The sequence below is a fragment of the Thermoplasma sp. genome (assembly GCF_008709555.1).
Taxonomy (GTDB): Archaea; Thermoplasmatota; Thermoplasmata; order Thermoplasmatales; family Thermoplasmataceae; genus Thermoplasma.
Map to the genome: position 1 here is coordinate 13,835 of NZ_VYIJ01000010.1, position 20,790 is coordinate 34,624.

Here is a 20,790-nt window from a genome sequence, read left to right on the forward strand (position 1 = left end):
TGGTGTAATCGCTGCCCTGATTATAAATGAGTTGCAGAATGCGAATTGACTCCATATATCGGGGTATCAATGGTACAGCCAGGTCCCATCGCTTCAAAAAATTAGTAATGGAAGATTCATGACGCAAGAATCTTCTTGAGCGAGTATTGCAGGATTCCGCCGCTCCTTATGTAGTCCGACTCAGCTGGTGTGTCCACCCTGAGTCTGACCTTTATGGTGTGCCTCTCCCCGTTCTTGTCCGTATACGTCATCTTTGCCTCCGATCCTGGTTCTATGCTTTCTATGTCAACATCGATTGTTTTGGTATAATCTATGTCCTGCGGATTGAACGCATCGTACTCTATGGGGATTACGCCCATCCCAACAAGGTTGCTGCGGTGGATCCTCTCGTAACTCTTCGCTATGACGGCCTTAACGCCCAGGAGATATGTTCCCTTGGCCGCCCAGTCTCTGGAACTTCCTGTCCCGTATTCCTTTCCTGCTATCACTACAACGGGTATGCCCTTTTCCTTATACTTCATCGCGGCGTCGTAAACTGACATTTCCCTGTTTTCCGGCACGAATATGGTGTATCCTCCTTCCCTCTTGACCATCAGGTTCTTTATCCTGACGTTTGCGAACGTGCCCCTCATCATGACCTCATGGTTTCCGCGCCTTGAACCGTATGAGTTGAAATCCTCCGGCCTGACTCCATTCTCCATGAGGTACTTGGCGGCCGGGCTGTCCTTTGCTATGGATCCGGCAGGTGATATGTGATCCGTCGTTATTGAGTCGCCAAGGACGAGCAGAGGATACGCTCCCTTTATACGGAAGTCGGTGAACTCTTGATCAAGCCTGAAGTTCTCGAAGAATGGCGGGTTCCTTATGTATGTGCTCTTCGGATCCCATGCATATGTTGGTGATGATGGCGCATCTATCTTCTCCCATCTTTCGTTCGTGATGTTTCCGTATCTCCTCTCAAACATATCCTTCTTCACATATTTGTTTACGGCTTCGTTTATCTCCTCGTTGGTTGGCCATATGTCCTTGAGATAGACCTTCCTCCCGTTGACGGTCGCTATCGGATCTTTATTCAGGTTAACAGTTATATTTCCGGCCAGTGCGTATGCAACAACGAGCGGCGGAGACATCAGGTAGTTTGCCTTCACATCCTTGTGTATCCTGGCCTCGAAGTTCCGGTTTCCAGAAAGCACGGATACGACGTTGAGGTTATTGTTTACTATGGCATTGTCAAGGTCCTGATCAAGCGGTCCACTGTTTCCAATGCAGGTCGTGCACCCGTATCCAACTATGTAGAAACCGAGCTTTTCAAGGTAGGAAAGGAGACCTGATTCTGTGAGGTAATCAGTGACGACGCGTGATCCTGGTGCCAGGCTTGTCTTGACCTTTGGATTGACGGTCAGACCGGCTTCCACAGCCTTCTTCGCTACAAGGCCGGCCGCTATCATGACGTAGGGGTTGCTGGTGTTTGTGCAGCTGGTTATCGCGGCTATGACGATATCCCCGTCCGAGAGTTCAACATCTCTGCCCTTCATCTTCAGTGGAACCTTGCGGATCGTTACAAGGCGTTCGTTCCCATTCTGTTCCAGAGTGGACAGGAAGCTTCCGGGCACCTGATCCAGATCCAGCCTCTGCTGCGGCAGTTTCGGCCCAGCGACGCTCGGCTTGACCGTGGAGAGATCAAGTTCTATGACCCTCGTATACCGCAGATCAGATCCCTCTCCGAATAGACCCTGCGCCTCCAGGTACTTCCTTATTAGATCGATGTGATCCTTGGATCTTCCAGTGGTCTCCAGATACTGAAGAGTCTGTTCATCTATGGGGAAGAGCGCACACGTTGCGCCGTACTCAGGGCACATGTTGGAGATCGTGGCTCTCTCAGGAACAGAGAGGTATTTCACCGATGGCCCGAAGAATTCCACGAACTTGTCGACAACGTTAACCTTTCTCAGCATTTCTGTGACGGTGAGAACAACATCGGTAGCCGTCACTCCCGGCTGCATCTTTCCCTTTATGCGGACACCGATGACCTCCGGAAGCGATATGGTTATCGGCTGGCCAAGCAGTGCAGCCTCGGCCTCTATTCCGCCTACGCCCCACCCAAGCACTCCTATACCATTTATCATGGTGGTATGCGAGTCTGTGCCCACGAGAGAATCGAAATATGCATAATCCTTTCCGTCCTCCTTTCCCTCAAACACGACCTCCGCAAGGTACTCCAGGTTGACCTGGTGTATAATGCCGGTACCCGGCGGTATCACCTTGAAGTTTTTGAACGCCTTCTGTGCCCACTTGAGGAACCTGTATCTCTCCATGTTCCTCTCGAACTCCAGCTCCTCGTTCTTCTCCAGTGCGAATGTTTCTCCGTAGTAATCAACCTGAACGGAGTGGTCTATAACCAGATCCACCCTGACCTGCGGGTTTATGAGCTCTGGATCCTTCCCAAGGTTCTTCACGGTATCTCTCATGGAGGCAAGGTCCACCACCGCAGGTACCCCTGTGAAATCCTGCATGACGACGCGTGAAACCTTGAACCTTATCTCTGTATCGGCAACGTTCTCTGGGTTCCAGTTCAGAATCGCATTCACGTCCTCATCGGAAATCGATCTTCCATCCAGGTTCCTCACCATGGATTCCAGTATTATCCTCAGGGATCTTGGCAGGCTGTTGATCCTTTCCCCGAAGATCTTTTTCAGTGGATAATAGTAAAACTTCCTCCCGTTCACCTCAAAAGAATCAGTTTTTATCTCTACCATAGTGAGATATAGCTAGATCAGATTATACCTTTTCGTTTTCCTGTAGTTATATTTACAGCCCGCACTATGCAGGAGATGATCTGCGTTGATATCTCACTACTTCTTGGTCCTGTAGGATCTGGAATGCTCTATGGATCTCATCAGGAAAATTCCGGCGAGCAGTATTATCTCGTAGTAGATGAAGTAGAGTATCGTCACTGAAAGCACGCTGTCCGCCATCCACGTGCTCAGTGGCGTATTAATGGGGCCAGGCGCTGCGAGCGTGTAATTGTAGAACGTGAATGTGTAATTGTATATGCCGAGTGGCAAAGACCCAGAAGGTGCGTCATAGTATACGACCATCTGATCGCCTGAAGTGTAATTCCGAAGCATCCCACTGCTCACGTTGTATTCATAGCCAGGAGAGGCTATTCGCAGGCTGAAATTGAACCTCTTCAGGTCCTTGTAATCGCTTATATCCAGTGAGAAATTGTAGGTGGGAAAACTTCCAGAGAAAGGCTTCACGTTTGCGGTTGCGGTTATAGAACCGACCGGGGTGGTGTACGAAGCTGAGACGGGATGATCCGTTGAATAATACACCTGAGATTCCGCGGATGCTATCAGGAGCGCTGCCAGAAAAACTATAACCACGCCATACAGGAGCCTCTTCTTGAGACCGTAAAGGCCCAGATAGTGCATCAGCACGAGTATGATTATCGGCACTATGAACACGAGAAGGAAAAGGCTCTCGACGTATGATACCAGGTACCCAAGGGCATAGGCAAGCAGAGCTACGATTATCAGTATGAAAACAGCGCTGTATTTCCTCACTGTTGCGTTTAAAGGCATGACGGGGGATTACCGCAAAAGAGCTATTTAAAGTTGAGCGCAGGATCTTCCATGATGCATGATTGCTATTATCCGCGATCCAGGCGCTTATACGATCGTAAATGCCTTGTACCTGGCGTTATGCAGAGGGATCAGATGGTGAATTCCTCTTTATCAGACATTATGAGGTCCATGGCCAGCTCTGCTATATCCGTGCCATAAAGGCCTATTCTCGAGATCTCCTCTGCTATGGAGCTTATAACGGTATCATAGTTCAGTATGCTCAACAGTTCATATTTTCTTGAAATTATCTCTCCCTTCCTGTTTATTATGCCATCTATCTCCTCAAATTTCTTGGCGTAGAATGCCTCCATGGCTCTGTTGTAGACATCCTTTGAATAGATGAGGTTCTCCACCATTTTATCCTTCCCCTTTATGTCCTTTCTGTTCCTTATGACCTGGCATATGTTGACCGCATGGTCCGCTATCCTCTCAAGTATCCTGGACAGGACAAGTATGTAAACGTTTGACCGGTCATCCCTGCACCTGATCTTTACCTCACGGTATATATACCACTGGTACCTGTCGACCTCATCGTCCCTCAGAATTATATTCTCTATGAGGTCATCATCCTCGTCCTGTATGGCCTTGATGGTATCCTCTATCATCGTTGACACGTTGAGCGACATCCTCCTGATAGCCTTCTGAAGCGGGAAAGTGCTTGCGTTCAGCACGTTCTGTAGCACTATGCTCTTTGAGGTTTCTTCTATAACCTCTATGCCCATGACAACCTTGGCGAAGCGCTTTATATCGTCCCTCATCTCCATGGTCATCTTGTCCTTGGACACTACCACCAGCGTATCAAAGCCGGATATGTATGTCGATGTCAGAAGCCTCTGCAGCGGCTTTCCCGTATATGACCCTGGAAGAGTGATCTTCTTCGTTATTTCAGGTTCAGTGCTGTCTGGAGGCGCCACGATGAGATCACCACCCTGATCCATAACATAGACTTCGCTTCCCTTGCCTATGTTATTTCTCTTCACCCACTCTGGTGGCAGTGATATTATATAGGTTGATCCGCCTGTTACCTGGACCTTTCTGGTCACGTGTTCCATGTCTATTTATCATATATATCAATAAAAACTTTTTCTATAGCAATATATACCTTATAATGATCCTCGGCTTTACACCGCACCTTCGCGAGGAGACGGGAAAATTATATATCGATTTTTCCGATGACATCCTGTGATACAATGGCGGACATGCAAACGATCATGAAGGCACAGGCTGAACTTGCATACATAAACGAGAGGCTTCAGCAGATACACCAGAACAGACCACAGCAGGGCTTTGATAAGCATGAGTATGAAGTACTAACACAGAGAAAGGCACAGCTTCTGGCGCTCCTTAATAGAAGGGAATGAGCAGCCACCACTTCCAGCCCATCTCTGTAGTATATAACGCACAGTTGAGACACTAGGATTCGCTTAGAGCGGGCGCTCCAGTTTTGCGTCATTTACATAATATTTTAGGAAGTTCACTCTGGGTTATTGTGTAAAATTATGCAAAATATTTCCATTAACTGTTAAAGCCCTGTGCATGGCATGGTTACAGCGCCTTGGCATCATTGAATTTATAGGAGTTTGTATTTTCCAGTTATCCTGTCCAGCTTTTCTTCATCGTCCGGGCCGAGGCCGATGCACGTTATCGTTCCCGGTTCGACCTGCGTGTATCCCCTATCCTGTACTAATTCGTTTATTATGCCCATGGAATCGGCCATCCTCTTGATCTCCATTATTTCGTCTAGGCCGTTAACCTTCACAACGATCTTGCGCTGTCCCTCATCGTACCATTCGTCAAAGGTGTCTCTGTCCGTTCTCATCGATCTTAAGGCACAGCTGACCGCCGCATGAGCGACCTGGGCCGCTATCTTTCCCTTGCCCATATCCAGATCCTTCCTGACTGCTATGACCATCTTCTTTACCATGGCACATCCTTCTTATGCATCCTGTATCCAATTATATTTACGGCCCTGTGTATAGGGGGCACTATCACCAGTATCACTATCATTGGGAGGTAGACATAATGCAGCATGAAGTATGACCTCTCGAATATGTAAAGGAAAAGAAATGCCATTAGGGCAAAAGGCCACTGATCCAGGAGGCCGCCCTTGCCACCACGGTCTATGCCTATGCGCCTCTTTATGAAGGAACCTGCTATGTCTCCGGTCAGAGAACCTGTAGCCATCACTAGAGGTATCATCAGTGCGCCATAGACGTTTCCATAAGTACCGAGGGCGTAACCGAATGCGCCTGATATGAGATAGATGATGAAACCGGTGATCGTGCCTATCCCTATGCCTCCCAGGTATCCGCTCAGCGTCTTTCCATTCCCGAGTATCCTGCGCCCATCAAAAAACTTCTTCCCCCTGTCTATTACGAAGTGCCCTCCTGTTATGACGGCACCCGAGTTCGCTATGAGTGCCGGTATGAACATTATGATAGACTGTATGACGGCCACTATCTCGTTCAATGCCTGGCTAATCTACGGATATTTAATAAATTTCCTACATGCAGACTGCCGGATATGCCTGGCAACCTAGTACGGACTTTCAGCGTTCCTTCAGGCCATGCCGGCGACAGTCTTCAGAATATCTGCCTTCGTTATTATGCCCACAAGGTTACCGGCTTCTATTACGAGGACAGCATTCGAGTATTTCAGCAGCTGGTATATTATGTTTACAGGCGTGTTCCTGTCAACCTGAGGCAGCACATCGCTCATGACCCTCCTGACGGTCAGCCCTCTCAGCGAGTCCACGCTCATGCCCTTTAGCAGCATGTCGTTGATGTTGTTCTCCGTTATTGTGCCTATGACCTTGTTCTCCTCATTCACAACGGGCAACTGCGAAAAACCCTTGTCTCTCATTATGTTGAGAGCGTTCAGTATGGAATCATCCGATCTGCAGACAACCACGTTCTTCGTCATTATTCTGTCGCATGTAAGGACCATGGTACTTGCCCTCTCGCTTGACTTTGTCAGGTATTCATATATGGCCTTTATCTTGGAATATGTGGGATTTATAGTGCCCTTCTCCAGCCTTGCTATGTAGGACTGACTGACGCCAGTGACCTTCGCCAGATCCTTCTGGCTTATTCCCAGATTCTTCCGCATCTTTCTGAGCTCCTCGATGTTGGGCATCATTTCCATAATGATATATCGCGATTCGATATAATAATATTACCCGAGGTAATAAAAAGATCATTGAATATAATCATATTGAAATGCCGATCCGGATCATAGATCTACCTTCTCGAACGTTGGATTCTCGTAATCACCGTGGAGTACAGCCGCCGGTGTCTCAGGATCATGGTTGAACACACAGACGTAACCTTCCCTTATCGCCTTTCTTATGAGGATCTTCTTCATCTGAACGGTCCTAACGGGATCAAGATCAATGGCGGTCCTGTAGGGTAGTTTGAGATGGAATGTTGATGGGACAAGATCGCCAAGATACATGACCTTGGTGTTCCCGGTATTCACTAATATGACCTGGTGTCCAAACGTATGCCCTCCAGTTTTTATGACTGTGATGTATTTCCCGATCCTTCTCGATCCGTTTAACGCTATCTTCCGCTTTATATCTGAGTAGTTGATGGTGTAGTTGGCCCTTGTCACCGCATTCCTGTACCTGAGATCCCTGAATTCGGTGGACTGAGCGTATGTGTATGCGTTCCTGAAATCATTGTTGTGACCAACATGATCGAAATGCAGGTGCGAATTTATTATCATTGTTATCGAATCCGGATCTCCGTGTTTCTCTATGTATTCAAGCACATCGCTGCTCTTCTCTATCCTGTATATTTTCTGGAATTTCTCGCTGAAGCTCCTACCGATACCACTGTCTATGAGGAAAGAGATGTCGTCACCGTGTGCGTATACTACGTTGGTTGCCAGCCTTATGGTGTTGTCCACATCCTTAACGGTTCTGGACCATATTGCCTTTGGTATCACGCCGAATATGGCACCTGCGTCTAGGTAAAAGTAGCCGTCATTCAGTATCTCCAATGTCAAGCCAGACATGCTGTAATATCGTAGTATTGCATTAAAGGTTTGCCGGAGATCCTATCGCTGATGCATACACCAACTTTTTAAATACGCGTGTTTTCGTGTCACGATGAAGATCAGATCCGCCAGAATGAACCTGGAGATCGAGGAGCCAATCGACATAAGCTATGCAGATGACATAGCTGATCTTGCCAACGACAGAGAACTTGTAAGAAGCATAGGCAGCCATTCCTTTCCATATCCGTACACGCGTGAGGATGCCATATACTTCATAGAATCGCAGAGGTCCTATGGAAGCGAGGTCTTCCGCGTTGATTTCCTGATAAAGTTTGAGGGCAGGCCTGCGGGGGTCATCGGTCTCAGCGAGATCAACCGCACCGACAGCAACGCGCATGTCGGGTACTGGGTCGGAAAAAAGTTCAGGGGTAAAGGTATAGCGACCGAGGCCCTTCATCTTATTGTTAAATATTCAAGGGATATGAAGATACATCGGCTTTACACCTCCGTGGTTGAGTTCAACTTTCCCTCAATGATCGTACTGATGCGCAATGGATTCAGGATCGAAGGGCGAGAGAGTGATGCGATCAGGATAGGTGGAAGATACTACGATTTCATAAAATTCGCAAGGCTGAACATATGATTATACTGAAGATGGGCGGAAGCGTTATCACGGATAAGTCGACATACAGAACGGCTAAGCCCGATGCGATCAGGAAAATCGTTGGTGTTCTCTCCGGCCTGAATGATATCGTCTGCATTGTGCACGGTGGTGGATCCTTTGGCCACATAAAGGCCAGGGAGTACGGCCTGCCAGGACCGAAAACCGAGATGTCGAGCATGGGTTACAGCATCGTGCACAGGGACATGGAGGAGCTTGATCTTATGGTAATAAATTCCATGATAGAGCTGGGCATGCGGCCTGTTTCCGTACCGGTTAGTTCTCTGCGGTACGAGGGTCGATTCGATTATACGCCCATATTGAGGTACATCGATGCTGGCTTTGTTCCGGTTTCCTATGGTGACGTATATATAAAGGATGAGCATTCATATGGTATATATTCTGGAGACGACATAATGGCAGATATGGCTGAACTGCTTAGACCGGATATGGCCATTTTCCTGACGGACGTGGATGGCATCTACGACAGGGACCCAAAGAGGAACAGAGACGCCGTTCTGCTCAGGGAGATCAGCACAAGCCCTGAGTTCGATCAGGTGCAGAACGATGTGACCGGCGGCATAGGGAAGAAATTCGAATCCATGATGAGGATGAAGAAAAACGTGAAGAGAGGAGTTTACCTGATCAATGGCAACCATCCGGAGAGGATCAGAGATATCGGAAGTGGATCATTCATAGGAACGGTGATAAGATGATAGGAAAGAGGAAGGAGGAGCATATAAGGATCGCGGAGAATGATGATGTATCGGCATTCCACAACTTCTGGGACGACATAACACTGATGCATGAGGCCGACCCAGAGGTCAATTACGATGAGATAGACACCTCTGTTGATTTCCTTGGGAAGAAACTTAAGTTCCCAATGATAATCTCGTCCATGACGGGCGGTGCCGAGATAGCCAAGAACATAAACAGAAACCTCGCCATCGCAGCCGAGAAGTTCGGGATAGGCATGGGTGTGGGCAGCATGAGGGCTGCCATACTGGACAGGAGCATAGAGGATACCTATGCAGTCATAAATGAGAGCAACGTACCCCTGAAGATAGCAAACATAGGGGCGCCGCAGCTGGTAAGGCAGGACAAGGAGGCCGTATCCACAAAGGACATAGCCTATATATACGATCTGATAAAGGCCGATTTCCTCGCAGTTCACTTCAACTTCCTGCAGGAGATGGTGCAGCCAGAGGGTGATCGCAATTCGAAGGGTGTTATAGACAGGATAAGGGATCTGGCCGGATCATTCAACATAATAGCGAAAGAAACTGGAAGCGGCTTCAGCCGGAGAACTGCCGAAAGGCTGATAGATGCTGGCGTAAAGGCCATAGAGGTTTCAGGTGTCAGTGGAACGACCTTCGCTGCTGTTGAGTACTACAGGGCGAAGAAGGAGAACAATCTTGAGAAGATGAGGGTAGGCGAGACCTTCTGGAACTGGGGCATTCCTTCCCCCGCCTCTGTTTATTACTGCAGCGATCTGGCACCGGTGATCGGCAGCGGTGGCCTGAGAAATGGCCTTGATCTGGCAAAGGCGATAGCCATGGGCGCGACAGCCGGTGGCTTCGCCAGAAGCCTTCTGAAGGATGCAGACACCGCCCCGGAACAGCTGATGAAAAACATAGAACTAATACAGCGTGAATTCCGTGTCGCGCTGTTTTTGACGGGAAACAAAAATGTTTATGAGCTTAAATTTACTAAAAAGATCGTTGCAGATCCACTGAGATCATGGCTGGAGGCAAAATAGATGGATGTTCCCAGAGAGATCGAAACTGAGATGGAATGCCCGGTATGCGGTTCTAACCTTTACCTTATCACCTATGATACCCAGATACCTTACGAGGGGCGTATTTCCATATACACCTATTTCTGCAAGGAGTGCAGGTACAGGAAAACTGAGGTCTACTCCGATGAGAAGCGTGATCCGAAAAAGATCACAGTGAAGGTCGAGAGCCCTGACGACCTCCGCATAATAGTTTACAGATCTAGAAGGGCAGACGTTTACATACCAGAAATGGAAGCGTCAATAGATTCCGCCGAATATTCCAACGGAGAGATCACGACCATAGAGGGGATAATATACAGGATAGGGGAAAAACTCGATCTACTTGCAGTTGACGATCAAAATAATGAGAAGATAACGGCACTGAGGAAACGCATAGATGGAATAATAAACGGAAAATTTGAATCTTTCACGCTAATAATAATGGATGAATCTGGGAAAAGTGTTGTTCATAGTGATAAGGCCATGGTTGAATCCATGGATTAGTTCTGCTTCAGGCCGTAATAAATCTTCTTCCCACTTTTTTTATTCGTCTCAATCTTAACCAGTTTGCCGCTCTTCACGAGTTCCTGAAGCTTCTTATCAAGATCCTTCAGGCCAGTTACAGAAAGGATCTGCTCCTCTGTGAGGTACACATCCGGGTTCTCATTGAACAATTCCAGTACAGGATCCATAAGCCTCCCAGAATTCGAAAATATTTAAATTTTTTTCATTTCATGTTCCTTCATCTGGCCTTAGAAACCACATGATCCACAATGGAATCAAGAGAAACTGTCTCCTGCTCTCCAGTACGCATATCCCTAAGAGTTACGTTTCCCTTTTCAAGATCACGTTCGCCAAATATCAGCGCATAATCGGCGTTTATGGCAGAGGCGTATTTGAGCTGCGATGAAAGCCCACGTTCCATTATCTCAACGGTCACATCTATCCCGACATCCCTTAGCTTTCTAGAGTACTCGTTCAACGTGCCGGAATTTACCTTTCCGACCCTGCACATGTAAACCGATTTCCTCTGCCTTGGTATTTGAACATTCTCCCTCCTGAGGAGAAGCGATATGACCGCATCGCCCATGCCAAAACCTACGGCAGGAACGGAATCTCCAGACATAAGAGATGCGAGATTGTCATATCTTCCACCACCAAGTATGGCCCTGAACTGACCAGATCTGTCGTAGGCCTCAAATACTATACCCGTGTAGTAGGATAAACCACGCACTATTGAAAAGTCATAGCGCACGTTTCTGACACCGTATGAACCGAGCAGATCCTTCACCAGTCCCATCCTAGTTATCTCATCGCTACCCCTTCCTGTTATCTTCTCTATCTCGTCTATTCCAAGCGTCCCAGAGCAAAGGTCAACTATCATGGATACCCCATCTTCGCCAACACCTGCTGACCTGAGCTGATCGGTGAAATCATCCCTGCTGATCTTGTGGTACCGATCGATGATGGAGAAAATTGAGAATGGATCGGATGATGTAATTCCGCCTATGATTTCCTCCATAATCTTCCTGCTGTTTATCCTTATCTCATACACATTAGAGAGCCCAAGAGCGTCAAGTATGGATGACGCGAGTGCGATGACTTCCGCATCTGCCTCTGGGCTGTCGCTCCCAAATATATCAGCATTGAACTGGTAGTGCTCCCTGTATCTGCCGGCCTGAGGCTCCTCGTAGCGCCATACCTTAGGAAAACTATACCAGCGAAGGGGTTTCGGAAGATCCTTCCTTGAGGTGACCATCCTCACCGTGGATGGCGTTGCCTCAGGTATAAGCGTTACCTCCCTGCCCCCCTTGTCAACGAATGAATACGTCTGCTGAAGAAGTTCCTCCCCTGACTTTAACCTGTAGAGGTCAAGATATTCTAGGCTCGGAAAATCTATCCGCCTGAAACCGAAAGCTTCAGCGACCTCTTCAGCCTTCCTGAATATGAACTTCTCGACATCCATGTCCTCGGGATAAAAATCTCTGAACCCTCGTATCTTTTCTATCTGCAAACGGTACACCTTCTGATAAAATTGTGGGACGGTATATATTTATTTTTATTGCCGCGGATCAGAAAATGATGGGGCGCTATGAAAGGTCGATCGAATCATTCGTATGATCTGTCGTCAAGGTTGTAGTTGTAGAAATCTTTCTGCGATGTGGTATTCTCGGAAGAATATGCCGCAGCCATGCTGCCGTACTCCTTGGTTATCTTCTCCTCTACAGGTACGTAGAGCTTTATGGCTTCCTCAACATCCTCCTTCTCTATAAGCTTGTTGCCCTTGAACACTGCTATATCCCCGGCAGCCCTGATCAGGCCGCCAAGTTCCCTGAGTCTCAGCGTGAGCTCATTGTTCTTCTTGTCTATGATCTTCGCCCTCTTCTTTCCTTCTTCTATTATGAGACCTGCCGCCTCCATGGTCATATGCGGTATCTTTCCATCCATGGTTATTTCCTGAGATATGAACTGCAGATACTTCATCCTGTTTTCCTCCGTATCCTTCATAGTGGTCTTCATAAGTATCTCGTATCCATTCCCAACGATCCTGGATCTCAGAGGGCTGAGTATGTATGGAAGATCATTTATGTTGCATGCAGCTACGAGTATAAAATCGGCTGGTACCTTGTCCACCCTGACGCTTGCCCCTGCACTCTGAGGGTTCCTACCCGTTATGGGAAATGATTTCTCCTGCATCGCAGTCAGTATATAGCGCTGTAAATTCCCAAGATGTGTTATCTCATCTATGAAGAGAACTCCCTGATGCGCCTCATGAACCGATCCCGCTATCACCCTTTCGTAGGGCAGCGTTCCAAGCTGCGGATGCCCGCCGTAAGGGTCATGCCTGACGTCGCCAAGGAGCTCTGTCTCGCTTGCTCCGGTCGCAAGAACAAACGGATTTCTGTCTATCGGTACGATGGTCTTGCTTGGGCTCTTCTTCTCAAGTCTCCTGCGCCTTTCAAGCGTCTTCTCATCAAGAACCCTTATCTTGTCGTTGTATCTCTCGTACACTATTATCTCGTCGTGATCTCCGTTTCTCCTCGTGAGCGTGACCTTGTCCAGATTGTTCTGGACACCGAATGCCGCACCTATTACGTTGAATACGTCACCGAAAGGCCCCTGTGTACCCATCTGCACCTTAGGTGAGTTGCAGTTTGGGCATACCGCATCTGATGGTGAAGAGTAGAAACCGCATTTGCTGCATCTGTATCCAAGGCGCTCAGCGACGCTTGTAGGGGCATCTTTTGGATCTATTATAATACCTGATGTGGATGTCTCCTCTTCGCGTTCAGCCATGACCTCTTCCCTGGTCTTTATCTCAACAAATGGCCTCTCAGGATACTGTGGGTTATGCACCACACGTATCTCCTCAGTTGGCCTCTCGATATAGAAGGACATGGCCTGCGCTATCATCGACTTGCCGACGCCGGGTGGCCCAACCAGCAGAAGATGCCTCCTCTGCTTTGCCGCCACCATGGCTATCTTTACGGCATCATCCTGACCTATAACCCTTTCCAGGGGATTCGTTGGTATCTTTATGTAGGATGTGTCGGGATAATCATTATAAGAGTCTACATAGAACGTTCCCATGCTATCACGTTTATATCAACGGGCTTCTTCGTTATGTGCCCAAGTTTGAGCCCGTATATATTCTTTATTCCCGCATTGTATGAGACGTCTATCAGCCTCTGTGATATTATGCCACCCGTTATGACCGTGTTGCCCCTAGGATCCTGAGATATCCTGTCCACAGCCTCCGAAACAGGAAAGGAAAAGAGCTTCTCGCCGTTTGAATCATAGACCTCGGTCAGCTTGAGCTGCGCAAGCGCCTCTATCCTCTTGGAAACTTCATGCGGGTTAAGAAGATCCAGAAATCCCTCCTTCTGCACGGTTACCTGCTGGGTCTGTTCCTCATGCATCTCCTCTGCCCTTGAAGTCTGTTCTGGAGGTTCCTCCACGACTTCAGCTTTGGCCTCATGGTTGTTGCTGGGCTGAGATCCAAAGACAATATTGTTCCTCTGTGAATATTCCTTGAGCTCGTCGTTCATGCCGTGCATGGACAGGTACTGGTCTATTGGAGTCTTGTACCTGAGGGCCTTGACGATCTGCTTGTAGGTAAGTTCCTCAACCTCAGTCCCCGGTGGGGCCCTTGCAACAAAGTCCACTTCGGCTACCTGAAGCATCTCCTTCAGTATTAGATCGCCGCCCCTGTCTCCGTCCAGAAATACCGTAACTGTTCTCTCCTTTGAAAGCTTTTTAACGGTATCAGGGATGTTTGTACCCTGTACAGCTATGGTATTCTTTATACCATATTTCAGGAGATTCAGTACGTCATTTCTGCCCTCAACGACGATTATCGAATCAGAATCGTTTATCGCCGGACCTGCTGGAAGCTTTTCCTCGCCATAGGATATTATCTCTGACTTTTCTACCTCCTCCCTAACGCTCTTGACAAGGCTTTCGCTGAGATCGTCCCCCTTGCTGTTCATATCCTGATAGATCTTCTTTGCCCTCTCTATTATCTTCTGCCTCTTCTGTACTCTCACGTCTTCAACATTTGCTATCTCAACCTTGGCCTTGCATGGACCTATCCTGTCAATTGTCTCTAGAGCCGCTGCCAGGATGGCTGTTTCAACCTGATCAAGACCAGAAGGAATGAGGGCATAACCCTCGGTTCTGCCCTTTTTGCTGTCTATCTCGACCTCGATCCTCCCGATCTTCCCGCTTTTCTGGAGATCCCTCAGATCCAGATCGTCACCAAGCAAACCCTCAGTCTGACCAAATATTGCTCCAACCACATCTGGTTTTTCAACCACCCCATCGGTATATATCTTCGCCTTGATCATGTATTTTGTTAAGTTTGGATCTACGTTCATCCATATCACCTTTTTGAATGATAATGATATTAACATTACCACCTAAAATCGGCATCAAATTAACAAATGCATAAATGATATATAATGTATTCTATCACGCAACGGACATGGGAAATATAGTTGATCTGTCTGACGGACAGCTTATTTTTGCGCATTGATACGATGATGGTCAGATATTTATAGGTCAATTAAATAGCAATATCAAGGTTATACATGATAAGATTCGGTATTGCTGGAATACCCCTCACAAGCAAGGGAAGGACTTTTATAGATTCGGTTGAAGAAACACATAACCTGGGCCTTAATGCGTTGGAGGTGCAACTTCTCCGTGTCAACGTGCAGGAGAATTCGGCCGAAGAATATACTGGCCTGAGGCCATACGATGTCGAGGATTCAATAATAATAGACGTACTCAGGCAGGATGAAGACGGCAACTACAGGAGTGTTGGCATAGATACCGAAATAGAGGAAGATGACATAGTCCAGGAGCTCTTCTGGAACATGGCAAGGAATTATGACGAACTTGAGACCGGAGGCGAACTTGCCAAGGAACTGGATGTTACACTTTCCATGCATGCACCGTATTATATGGATATGATAGGGTCGCCTGACATAGCTGAGAAATCGATTAACCACCTCAGATGGGCACTCATCCTTGGGAAGTATCTGGGTGCAAGGAGAGTTGTCACCCATTCTGGCTTCTATCATGGAAGCAAGAAGGACAGCCTCAACAAATTTGCTGAGGTCTATTCTGATATACTGAACGAGTTCTCTCCAGATAGTGGTTATCCATACATTGGTGTCGAGACCTCCGGGAAGCATGAGGTCTTCGGTACGACAAAGGAGGTTCTGGAGCTGGCCAGAAGGATAAACATAGAGCCCATACTTAATTTTGCACACGTCCATGCTTTAACTGGAGGTTCCCTCGTTGAGATAAAGGATTTCGAAAGCGTCATAAATGATTTCAAGAAGTATGCGAAATACGATCTCTACACGGAATTTTCCGGCGTGGAATTCGATGGCAATGAGGAACGGAGGCTCACGGCCATAAAACACGGTACGTTGAAGTTTGAAACTCTATCTGAGTATCTGATCGATTATCCAGACGACATGACAATAATCTCTTCATCGCCACTGCTTGAGCACGACGCGCAGTACATGCAGATAATATATGTCAGGTCGTACTTCAAGAAGATGCAGAGAAAAAGGGTCGTAGAAAAACCACTTTCGGGTGATTGAATGCGCGAATATCCTGTCAAGAAGGGTTTTCCAACGGATTATGAATCCATAAGGGCGAAGATATCGGAACTTGGATACAGCGTTAGATCAGAGGGAGATCTTCTAATAGCATCCATTCCGGGCATATCCAGGATAGAGATAAAGCCCGATAAAAAAAAGATCCTTGTCAATACTGGCGATTATGATAGCGGTTCCGACAAACTGGCTGTTGTCAGGGCATACAACGACTTCATAGAGAAGTTGACCGGCTATTCCGCCAAGGAAAGGAAAAAATTGATGACAAAGGATTAGGACGGCATGAAGAACTGGAGGGCCACGGCCAGACCCATTATGATAAGCAGCAGGCCCAGTGTTATGAAAGATGCCATATGAGTTATCCTCCTTATCCTCTTCATCTCATCGTATTTCTTCTCTGCAGCCAGGCGCATTATCAATTTCCCGTGATAGATGTTGTTTGCGTACATCAGAACTATTGTTATCCAGACTATGATCACCTTGTAAAGCAGTATCTCCCCACCCAGCGTCGTCGTCAACAGGGAGAAGTTACCGCCTATGTATTCGTAGCCAAGGTATGCACCGGTCACAAGGAGTATGGCAACCGTGGCGTCTGTCCACCAGCCGAAGTACCGTCCAATGATACCAACTATCTTCGTCCTCTCACTCTCGTCTGATGTGGCCTTGTAAGATGCAGGCCAGACAATGAACCATATGAAGAGCGACCCTCCAATGAAGATCATGGCGGCGAAGACATGTATTATGAGTACTGCAAGCAGTATCCCTACTATGCTCATACGCTTCAATTTTTAAGTTCTATAAATTAATGTTGGCTTGCCTGCGAATTTCGATCGAGATGGCTGCAACATTCCTCATAATCGTATTTTTGTAGAAGTTCATGTCTGACAAGTCCAGTGAAATTGCTTTTAATTTACACCTATATATGTATGATGCCTAATTAGAAATAATATTGATATATGAATAAATATGCTATTTCATCGATGATCCGTGAATAATTAATGATACATTTTTTTATTATAAATTTTGAATATTGGCAGACTACGTCTAAACAATGCTCCAATAAAAACATGATAGAAATATTTTAATACTTCCTATGTTATTATCATACAGGTGGTAAAGAATGGTTGGAATCAGTGAGCTATCCAAGGAGGTAGCAAAGAAGGCAAACACCACCCAGAAAGTGGCAAGAACCGTGATAAAGTCTTTTCTGGATGAGATAGTCGCGCAGGCCAACGGAGGCCAGAAGATAAACCTGGCTGGCTTTGGTATCTTTGAGAGAAGGACGCAGGGCCCGAGGAAAGCAAGGAACCCGCAGACAAAGAAGGTCATTGAAGTACCGTCCAAGAAGAAATTCGTCTTCAGGGCCTCAAGCAAGATCAAATATCAGCAGTAAGCTGATCCATTTTACATCTTTATTTTTATTTCTCCGCTTTTATCTTCTAATGATAAATGAAAGGAAACTCTCAATAAACGTAAAAATGTTATAGATCAGATGTGCGCTTACCTTGCGGACTGCGCAACCCTTTCTATCTCTTCCTTCTTGCTTATCGCGAATGATGAGGGATCGTTCCTTGCTGCAGCCATTATCTCATCGGCGAGGCAGTTTACTATGGACTTCTTGTTCTTGAATGAGGCATTCGTCGCACCGGTTGCAATGTTCCTCAGGGCCTCATCAACCCTCCTGGATGGGGAAACATCAACCGATTTTGGCACAGCTATACCACCGTATTTGAGTCTGGTAACCTCTTCCCTTGGCCCTGCATTCTCTATGGCGTTTATCAGTATCTGCAACGGGTTCTGCTTCGTCTTCTCTGCTATTATCTGAAAAGCCTCCTCTGTTATCTTGTAAGCGCTGTATTTTTTGCCGGTCCATTTCTCGCTCCTCATCAGCTTGTTTATCAATCTTTCTACCACATTCATATTTATTTTTCCAGCATAATAGGACGAGAACCTGCCACCGGTATGCAGGTTCAATGCGGACTTTACGTTGATGTATTTCACCATACCTGGATCGTGGATCTCCACGGTATTGACATCGTATTTGTTGAACAGCATCAGCATTTATCTCACCGTCTTCTCCTTTCTTCCCTTAACAAGTTCCTTGAGCGAGATCCCATTTACTGCCACAACCTTATACCTCACTCCAGGTATATCACCCTTACTTCTGCCCATCCTTCCGCCTATGCCCTCAACGGTGACCTCATCATGCTCATCGATATAGTTGATTGCACCATCACCGACCGCGAAAGCAGTTATCTGTCTTCCGTTCTTTATGAGCTGTACCTTGACGCATTTCCTTATGGCGGAGTTAGGCTGCTTGGCCTCTATACCAACCTTCTCTATGGCTATCCCCTTTGCCTGGGGTGCACCCTCAAGGGGGTCACTCTTCCTCTTGAGCTGAAGAACTCTCCTCTTGTAATCTCTATCGGACCACCTGAATTTCTTCCTCGTCTCGAGTAATTTTCTTCCGGCGTTTATACCATTTCCCATTATATCACCATGATGCCATGAAACTGATCTTACTGTGTGTGATGCATAATACGTATCTGATATTTATATCTGACATTTACCTTTATATTGATATTCATATATAAAATGATCATATCTCCACTATGCCATGAAATCACAACAAAGTTATTATATGAAGTGATACCCACATCATGAGCGAAGTTGAAGGGGGGATCATAAACAGGAAGCTCCAGGGTGAATTCGTAAACACCTTCATCAGGCAGTTGAAATTTCACCGTGAAGATTTCAAGAATATTGGATATATGGGTGGCTTCACATCAATAATAGACATGGGAAATTTTGCCATCACCTTCAACAATGATGGTGTCGGTACCAAGACGATGATAGCTGAGGCGGTTAATAAGTATGATACGCTGGGTATCGACTGTGTTGCTATGAACGTTAACGATGCCATAACCGTTGGATCAGAACCAATTGCGATGGTTGATTACCTTGCAGTTAACAGGATGGACGATGAGATGGCAAAACAGCTGGGAACCGGATTCAACGTGGGTGCCCAGATGGCCAACATAAGCATAGTGGGCGGGGAAACGGCGGTGCTGCCAGATGTGGTCAAGCATATAGATGTATCCGGCGCGGTTATTGGAATCGTGCAGAAGAACCAGATAATAACTGGTTCAAATATAAAGGAAGGCGACATAATAATAGGGCTGGGAAGCAGCGGACTGCATTCCAATGGCTTCACCACCGTCAGGAAGATAATTGAAGATAACAGGATAGATCTTCAGGATCCTTTCCCTGGAGATTCAAAGAAGACCTACGAGGTTCTCCTTGAGCCCACCAGGATATATGTGAGGGAGATACTTGATATAATGGGTATAATAACGATAAAGGGCATGGCGAATATAACAGGCGGAGGCTTCAAGAACATAACAAGGATGAAGGATATGAAGTACATCATAGATGATCCATTCGAACCCCAGAACGTCTTTGTAAGGCTCATGGAGATGGGTGACCTGAATTACGCCCAGATGTTCGAGGTCTTCAACATGGGGACGGGCTTTGTCCTGGTTATAGATGAGGATGAAAAAGTAGATGTGATGAATGCGCTCAAGGGTAAGGTACCGGTTAAGGTTCTGGGCCATGTGGAGAATGGTACTGGCGTTGAGATACCGAAATATGAGGTCTCACTGAAGGGCTATTACTGATCCCCCCCATTTTTAAGTATAGATATATAGGCTTCCTCCAGCCCAGATCCAACGCTGTCGTACCGTATTATCTTTCCGACCCCAACCAGCTTCTGGAGTATCTCGGCGCGTTCCTCATTGCTTCCATCATATGGTATAACGACAGAATTCCGGCCATTTATCTGTGGATCGAGCCCAATGGCTTTGATCGCCGATATGGTTCTCTCATCCACCTGATCGAGGAATTCAACGACGACAGCTTTTGTCCTGAATTCTCTTGATATGTTCGATACCTTATCCTTCGCCAGAATCCTGCCGTGATTTATGAATATGACCTCGTCGCAGACCTCTGAAACCTCGGACAGCAGATGCGAACTCATGAGCACGAGCCTGTCTTCCTTAAGTTTAACAATGAGATCGCGTATTATCTTCATCTCAAATGGATCTAGACCGCTTGTGGGCTCATCCAGCAGAAGAACCTGTGGATCCGGCAACAGTGCAGAGGCGATCACCACTCTCTGCCTCTGGCCCTTGGACAGATCGCCTATCCTCTTATCCAGATCGGGAAGGGCAAGTGCCTTTGAATAATACTCTATCTTATCTCTTGCGTCCTTCCTGTTCATCCTACGTAGTTCCGCAACGAACATAAGGGAATCTTCAACAGTGAAGTACGGAAACGGTGATGGGGACTCTATGACAGACCCCATACTCTTGAAAGCCTCGACCGGATTCCTGTTCACATCTATCCCGTTTATCATGGCTTTCCCGGACGACGGCCTGAGAAGATTAGTGAGTATCTTCAGCGTTGTCGTCTTACCTGCGCCGTTTGGGCCAAGATATCCGATGGCACCGCTGTCCTCATATCTGAATGATACATTTTCGAGTGCCTTGAACTTTCCGAAATACTTCGATACATTGACCAGTTCTATTGACGCCATCT

The 20,790-nt window shown here is 46.9% G+C and carries 24 protein-coding genes; 9 read left to right on the plus strand and 15 right to left on the minus strand.

The genetic code is table 11. The annotated features are described in order from the left end of the window. Positions 1–116 precede the first annotated feature (116 nt). From acnA to F6Q11_RS04905, 3 genes are all read right to left on the minus strand, one after another. Positions 117–2,756 carry an aconitate hydratase AcnA gene (gene acnA / locus F6Q11_RS04895; protein ID WP_297026776.1) on the minus strand — a complete coding sequence of 880 codons (2,640 nt, stop codon included), beginning with the start codon at positions 2,754–2,756 and terminating at the stop codon, positions 117–119. A gap of 96 nt (positions 2,757–2,852) precedes the next feature. Beyond that, positions 2,853–3,584 carry a hypothetical protein gene (locus tag F6Q11_RS04900; protein ID WP_297026778.1) on the minus strand — a complete coding sequence of 244 codons (732 nt, stop codon included), beginning with the start codon at positions 3,582–3,584 and terminating at the stop codon, positions 2,853–2,855. 131 nt (positions 3,585–3,715) lie between these two features. Then, positions 3,716–4,678, minus strand: a complete 963-nt coding sequence (locus tag F6Q11_RS04905) for a phosphate uptake regulator PhoU (RefSeq protein WP_297026779.1) — start codon at positions 4,676–4,678, stop codon at positions 3,716–3,718. 138 nt (positions 4,679–4,816) lie between these two features. Here F6Q11_RS04905 and F6Q11_RS04910 point away from each other — a divergent pair, with 138 nt between their 5' ends. After that, a complete protein-coding gene (locus F6Q11_RS04910; RefSeq protein WP_297026780.1) occupies positions 4,817–4,987 on the plus strand; it encodes a hypothetical protein in 171 nt (56 codons plus the stop codon). 209 nt (positions 4,988–5,196) lie between these two features. On the opposite strand, the gene pth2 is transcribed toward F6Q11_RS04910, so the two are convergent. From pth2 to F6Q11_RS04930, 4 genes are all read right to left on the minus strand, one after another. Then, positions 5,197–5,550: a peptidyl-tRNA hydrolase Pth2 gene (pth2, locus tag F6Q11_RS04915; RefSeq protein ID WP_297026781.1), complete on the minus strand. Its 354-nt coding sequence runs from the start codon at positions 5,548–5,550 to the stop codon at positions 5,197–5,199. Beyond that, positions 5,544–6,095, minus strand: a complete 552-nt coding sequence (locus tag F6Q11_RS04920; RefSeq protein WP_297026782.1) for a CDP-2,3-bis-(O-geranylgeranyl)-sn-glycerol synthase — start codon at positions 6,093–6,095, stop codon at positions 5,544–5,546. The genes pth2 and F6Q11_RS04920 overlap by 7 nt, the downstream gene beginning before the upstream one ends. 90 nt (positions 6,096–6,185) lie before the next feature. Next, positions 6,186–6,770: a CBS domain-containing protein gene (locus tag F6Q11_RS04925; protein WP_297026783.1), complete on the minus strand. Its 585-nt coding sequence runs from the start codon at positions 6,768–6,770 to the stop codon at positions 6,186–6,188. Positions 6,771–6,857: 87 nt separating this feature from the next. Next, on the minus strand, positions 6,858–7,643 hold the full coding sequence (locus tag F6Q11_RS04930) for an MBL fold metallo-hydrolase (protein WP_297026784.1): 786 nt from the start codon (positions 7,641–7,643) through the stop codon (positions 6,858–6,860). A gap of 94 nt (positions 7,644–7,737) precedes the next feature. On the opposite strand from F6Q11_RS04930, the gene F6Q11_RS04935 reads away from it, so the two are divergent. From F6Q11_RS04935 to F6Q11_RS04950, 4 genes are read left to right on the plus strand one after another with little or no spacing between them, the layout of a single operon-like run. Continuing rightward, positions 7,738–8,268 carry a GNAT family N-acetyltransferase gene (locus F6Q11_RS04935; protein ID WP_297026785.1) on the plus strand — a complete coding sequence of 177 codons (531 nt, stop codon included), beginning with the start codon at positions 7,738–7,740 and terminating at the stop codon, positions 8,266–8,268. Beyond that, entirely contained in the window at positions 8,265–9,002 is a 738-nt protein-coding gene (locus F6Q11_RS04940; RefSeq protein WP_297026786.1) for an isopentenyl phosphate kinase, read from the plus strand. Before F6Q11_RS04935 ends, F6Q11_RS04940 begins: the two co-directional genes overlap by 4 nt. Next, positions 8,999–10,045, plus strand: a complete 1,047-nt coding sequence (gene fni / locus F6Q11_RS04945; protein WP_297026787.1) for a type 2 isopentenyl-diphosphate Delta-isomerase — start codon at positions 8,999–9,001, stop codon at positions 10,043–10,045. The genes F6Q11_RS04940 and fni overlap by 4 nt, the downstream gene beginning before the upstream one ends. Continuing rightward, positions 10,046–10,567, plus strand: coding sequence for a ZPR1 zinc finger domain-containing protein (locus F6Q11_RS04950; protein ID WP_297026788.1), 522 nt, complete (start codon positions 10,046–10,048; stop codon positions 10,565–10,567). On the opposite strand, the gene F6Q11_RS04955 is transcribed toward F6Q11_RS04950, so the two are convergent. From F6Q11_RS04955 to dnaG, 4 genes are all read right to left on the minus strand, one after another. Then, positions 10,564–10,755: a hypothetical protein gene (locus F6Q11_RS04955; protein ID WP_297026789.1), complete on the minus strand. Its 192-nt coding sequence runs from the start codon at positions 10,753–10,755 to the stop codon at positions 10,564–10,566. The genes F6Q11_RS04950 and F6Q11_RS04955 overlap by 4 nt on opposite strands. A gap of 50 nt (positions 10,756–10,805) precedes the next feature. After that, the gene (gene hisS / locus F6Q11_RS04960) at positions 10,806–12,086 is read right to left on the minus strand and encodes a histidine--tRNA ligase (RefSeq protein ID WP_297026791.1); all 1,281 of its coding nucleotides are present in this window, start codon (positions 12,084–12,086) and stop codon (positions 10,806–10,808) included. A gap of 86 nt (positions 12,087–12,172) precedes the next feature. Next, a complete protein-coding gene (locus F6Q11_RS04965) occupies positions 12,173–13,654 on the minus strand; it encodes a Lon protease family protein (RefSeq protein WP_297026793.1) in 1,482 nt (493 codons plus the stop codon). Further along, positions 13,636–14,940: a DNA primase DnaG gene (gene dnaG / locus F6Q11_RS04970; protein ID WP_297026795.1), complete on the minus strand. Its 1,305-nt coding sequence runs from the start codon at positions 14,938–14,940 to the stop codon at positions 13,636–13,638. Before dnaG ends, F6Q11_RS04965 begins: the two co-directional genes overlap by 19 nt. A 213-nt stretch (positions 14,941–15,153) precedes the next feature. Here dnaG and F6Q11_RS04975 point away from each other — a divergent pair, with 213 nt between their 5' ends. Both F6Q11_RS04975 and F6Q11_RS04980 read left to right on the plus strand, forming a co-directional pair. After that, positions 15,154–16,179 (plus strand): TIM barrel protein, encoded by a 1,026-nt coding sequence (locus F6Q11_RS04975; RefSeq protein WP_297026798.1) that lies wholly within the window; start codon positions 15,154–15,156, stop codon positions 16,177–16,179. Beyond that, entirely contained in the window at positions 16,180–16,470 is a 291-nt protein-coding gene (locus F6Q11_RS04980; RefSeq protein ID WP_297026799.1) for a DUF5611 family protein, read from the plus strand. Here F6Q11_RS04980 and F6Q11_RS04985 read toward each other — a convergent pair. Continuing rightward, entirely contained in the window at positions 16,467–16,970 is a 504-nt protein-coding gene (locus tag F6Q11_RS04985; protein ID WP_297026802.1) for a hypothetical protein, read from the minus strand. The genes F6Q11_RS04980 and F6Q11_RS04985 overlap by 4 nt on opposite strands. 344 nt (positions 16,971–17,314) lie before the next feature. Between F6Q11_RS04985 and F6Q11_RS04990 the strand changes: the two genes are divergently transcribed. Next, complete coding sequence (locus F6Q11_RS04990) at positions 17,315–17,587, plus strand: HU family DNA-binding protein (RefSeq protein ID WP_110640116.1); 273 nt, start codon at positions 17,315–17,317, stop codon at positions 17,585–17,587. A 107-nt stretch (positions 17,588–17,694) separates the two neighbouring features. On the opposite strand, the gene F6Q11_RS04995 is transcribed toward F6Q11_RS04990, so the two are convergent. After that, entirely contained in the window at positions 17,695–18,249 is a 555-nt protein-coding gene (locus tag F6Q11_RS04995; protein ID WP_297026805.1) for a 30S ribosomal protein S7, read from the minus strand. Positions 18,250–18,255: 6 nt separating this feature from the next. After that, a complete protein-coding gene (locus F6Q11_RS05000; RefSeq protein WP_110640114.1) occupies positions 18,256–18,684 on the minus strand; it encodes a 30S ribosomal protein S12 in 429 nt (142 codons plus the stop codon). Between the two features lie 170 nt (positions 18,685–18,854). Here F6Q11_RS05000 and purM point away from each other — a divergent pair, with 170 nt between their 5' ends. After that, positions 18,855–19,871 carry a phosphoribosylformylglycinamidine cyclo-ligase gene (purM, locus tag F6Q11_RS05005; protein WP_297026806.1) on the plus strand — a complete coding sequence of 339 codons (1,017 nt, stop codon included), beginning with the start codon at positions 18,855–18,857 and terminating at the stop codon, positions 19,869–19,871. Here purM and F6Q11_RS05010 read toward each other — a convergent pair. Further along, entirely contained in the window at positions 19,865–20,788 is a 924-nt protein-coding gene (locus F6Q11_RS05010; RefSeq protein WP_297026807.1) for an ABC transporter ATP-binding protein, read from the minus strand. The two genes, purM and F6Q11_RS05010, sit on opposite strands and share 7 nt — an antisense overlap. Positions 20,789–20,790: the final 2 nt, after the last annotated feature.

Coding starts and splice junctions, on each gene's coding strand:
- acnA (WP_297026776.1), bottom strand. CDS start 2,756: ATGGTAGAGATAAAAACTGATTCTTTTGAGGTGAACGGGAGGAAGTTT.
- F6Q11_RS04900 (WP_297026778.1), bottom strand. CDS start 3,584: ATGCCTTTAAACGCAACAGTGAGGAAATACAGCGCTGTTTTCATACTG.
- F6Q11_RS04905 (WP_297026779.1), bottom strand. CDS start 4,678: ATGGAACACGTGACCAGAAAGGTCCAGGTAACAGGCGGATCAACCTAT.
- F6Q11_RS04910 (WP_297026780.1), top strand. CDS start 4,817: ATGGCGGACATGCAAACGATCATGAAGGCACAGGCTGAACTTGCATAC.
- pth2 (WP_297026781.1), bottom strand. CDS start 5,550: ATGGTAAAGAAGATGGTCATAGCAGTCAGGAAGGATCTGGATATGGGC.
- F6Q11_RS04925 (WP_297026783.1), bottom strand. CDS start 6,770: ATGGAAATGATGCCCAACATCGAGGAGCTCAGAAAGATGCGGAAGAAT.
- F6Q11_RS04930 (WP_297026784.1), bottom strand. CDS start 7,643: ATGTCTGGCTTGACATTGGAGATACTGAATGACGGCTACTTTTACCTA.
- F6Q11_RS04935 (WP_297026785.1), top strand. CDS start 7,738: ATGAAGATCAGATCCGCCAGAATGAACCTGGAGATCGAGGAGCCAATC.
- F6Q11_RS04940 (WP_297026786.1), top strand. CDS start 8,265: ATGATTATACTGAAGATGGGCGGAAGCGTTATCACGGATAAGTCGACA.
- fni (WP_297026787.1), top strand. CDS start 8,999: ATGATAGGAAAGAGGAAGGAGGAGCATATAAGGATCGCGGAGAATGAT.
- F6Q11_RS04950 (WP_297026788.1), top strand. CDS start 10,046: ATGGATGTTCCCAGAGAGATCGAAACTGAGATGGAATGCCCGGTATGC.
- F6Q11_RS04955 (WP_297026789.1), bottom strand. CDS start 10,755: ATGGATCCTGTACTGGAATTGTTCAATGAGAACCCGGATGTGTACCTC.
- F6Q11_RS04965 (WP_297026793.1), bottom strand. CDS start 13,654: ATGGGAACGTTCTATGTAGACTCTTATAATGATTATCCCGACACATCC.
- dnaG (WP_297026795.1), bottom strand. CDS start 14,940: ATGAACGTAGATCCAAACTTAACAAAATACATGATCAAGGCGAAGATA.
- F6Q11_RS04975 (WP_297026798.1), top strand. CDS start 15,154: ATGATAAGATTCGGTATTGCTGGAATACCCCTCACAAGCAAGGGAAGG.
- F6Q11_RS04980 (WP_297026799.1), top strand. CDS start 16,180: ATGCGCGAATATCCTGTCAAGAAGGGTTTTCCAACGGATTATGAATCC.
- F6Q11_RS04985 (WP_297026802.1), bottom strand. CDS start 16,970: ATGAGCATAGTAGGGATACTGCTTGCAGTACTCATAATACATGTCTTC.
- F6Q11_RS04990 (WP_110640116.1), top strand. CDS start 17,315: ATGGTTGGAATCAGTGAGCTATCCAAGGAGGTAGCAAAGAAGGCAAAC.
- F6Q11_RS04995 (WP_297026805.1), bottom strand. CDS start 18,249: ATGCTGTTCAACAAATACGATGTCAATACCGTGGAGATCCACGATCCA.
- F6Q11_RS05000 (WP_110640114.1), bottom strand. CDS start 18,684: ATGGGAAATGGTATAAACGCCGGAAGAAAATTACTCGAGACGAGGAAG.
- purM (WP_297026806.1), top strand. CDS start 18,855: ATGAGCGAAGTTGAAGGGGGGATCATAAACAGGAAGCTCCAGGGTGAA.
- F6Q11_RS05010 (WP_297026807.1), bottom strand. CDS start 20,788: ATGGCGTCAATAGAACTGGTCAATGTATCGAAGTATTTCGGAAAGTTC.